At 58.1% G+C, this 1204-nt stretch carries 1 protein-coding gene; it reads left to right on the forward strand.

Annotated features, from left to right (window positions below; translation table 11 throughout):
* The first annotated feature begins 171 nt into the window (after window positions 1-171).
* Window positions 172-1152, forward strand: coding sequence for an ABC transporter substrate-binding protein (locus tag FXV83_RS42255; protein WP_148745890.1), 981 nt, complete (start codon window positions 172-174; stop codon window positions 1150-1152).
* Window positions 1153-1204: the final 52 nt, after the last annotated feature.

The following is a 1204-nucleotide window of genomic DNA, read 5'->3' on the forward strand; positions in this document are numbered from 1 at the left end:
CGCGTCCCTACCGCGAAAGCGGCTTGCAGCGGCCTAGATCGCCGATTTTGACCTATTGCGGGCATACGCCATCGCGCCGCTTTGCGACGCAGCATTGCACGTCCCAGATGCCACGACTGTCGAGAACTGATACTCTGCACCGCGTCGTCCTCAAGTTGCGATGAGGGTCATATGAAGCGGCGACAGTTCATAGCAGCCGCTGCGGCGTTACTCGTTTCGGCACGGCGTTTGCGGGCGCAGGGTAGACGCCATCGACTTGGCTTTCTTGCCGTAGGTGACGGAGGCGGCCAGGCGCTCAATCAAGCCGAGCTTGCGTTGTTTGATGGGCTGCGAAACCATGGTTGGATAGAAGGAAGAAACCTGATTATCGACTATCGTTTTTCCCTACCCCCGGACCGACTGCCAGCTTCAGTTGCCGGTCTGATTGCTCTCAGTCCCGATGTGCTCATCGTCGCGGCACCACAGGCAACCAAAGCCCTGAGATCGGCAACTGCCACCATTCCCATTGTATTCGTAGCTGTGGCCGACCCCGTGGGACTTGGCCTCGTGCAAAGCCTAGCGCGTCCGGGCGGCAACGTAACGGGGCTTGCGACCTACGTGCCGGGAAATTTCGTCGCAAAACGAATAGAAATTCTCCGGGAAGTGGTGCCTGATGCCTCGCAAATTGCGATCCTGGTCAATCCAGACAACCCGATGCATAGGCTGTTGTTAGCGGATGAGGTACCCAGTACGGCCCGCAACCTAGGCATGGCTTTGCCGATAGTTCAGGCGACCACGGCCGAGGAACTTGATTCTGCCTTTGCCTCTGCCGCCGCTCAGCGCGCCGATGCAATCATCGTTTTCGGGGATACTCTCACTGTTGTCGAGGCCCCCCGAGTTATCGCGCTCGCGGCGAAATATCGTCTGCCTGCGGTTCATTTCTCACGACAGTTTGCCAGTGGCGGATTGATCGTCTACGGCCCCGATATAGCCGATATGTTCCGCCGTGCAGGCGGCTACGTTGACAAGATCCTCAAAGGCGCCAAGCCGTCCGATCTGCCGGTAGAGCAGCCGAGCAAATTCGACTTCGTGATCAATATGAAGACTGCCAAAGCACTCGGCCTCACCGTGCCGACCTCGTTACTCCTCCGCGCCGACGAGGTGATCGAATGAGGCGCAGTTTGCTGCGATGCATGAGTCTCTTGTTGTGAAGATGCTATGGGGC

The organism is Bradyrhizobium hipponense (assembly GCF_008123965.1).
GTDB classification, from domain to species: domain Bacteria; phylum Pseudomonadota; class Alphaproteobacteria; order Rhizobiales; family Xanthobacteraceae; genus Bradyrhizobium; species Bradyrhizobium hipponense.

What these genes read in the sequence shown, in the direction of transcription:
- FXV83_RS42255 (WP_148745890.1), top strand. Translation starts at nt 172, where the DNA reads ATGAAGCGGCGACAGTTCATAGCAGCCGCTGCGGCGTTACTCGTTTCG.